Annotated in this window: 1 rRNA gene; it reads left to right on the top strand. The window is 52.7% G+C overall.

The features are described from left to right. A 23S ribosomal RNA gene (locus tag A3766_RS11280) occupies positions 1–571 on the top strand; the annotation flags it as partial.

The raw sequence follows: 571 nt of genomic DNA, 5'->3' as shown, positions 1-571 counted from the left end.
CTTGTGGCTAGGAGTGAAAGGCTAATCAAACTCGGAGATAGCTGGTTCTCCTCGAAAGCTATTTAGGTAGCGCCTCGTGTATCACCCTGGGGGGTAGAGCACTGTTTGGGCTAGGGGGTCATCCCGACTTACCAACCCCATGCAAACTCCGAATACCCAGGAGTGCGATCACGGGAGACACACGGCGGGTGCTAACGTCCGTCGTGGAGAGGGCAACAACCCAGACCGCCAGCTAAGGTCCCAAAGTTACAGTTAAGTGGGAAACGATGTGGGAAGGCTTAGACAGCTAGGAGGTTGGCTTAGAAGCAGCCATCCTTTAAAGAAAGCGTAATAGCTCACTAGTCGAGTCGGCCTGCGCGGAAGATTTAACGGGGCTCAAACTGTACACCGAAGCTGCGGATATCTTTTAGATATGGTAGAGGAGCGTTCTGTAAGCTGATGAAGCTCAATTGAGAAGTTGGGTGGAGGTATCAGAAGTGCGAATGCTGACATGAGTAACGACAAAGGGGGTGAAAAACCCCCTCGCCGGAAGACCAAGGGTTCCTGCGCAACGTTAATCGGCGCAGGGTGA

It is taken from the genome of Oleiphilus sp. HI0132 (assembly GCF_001635845.1).
This window is presented reverse-complemented; position numbering and strand designations above follow the sequence as displayed.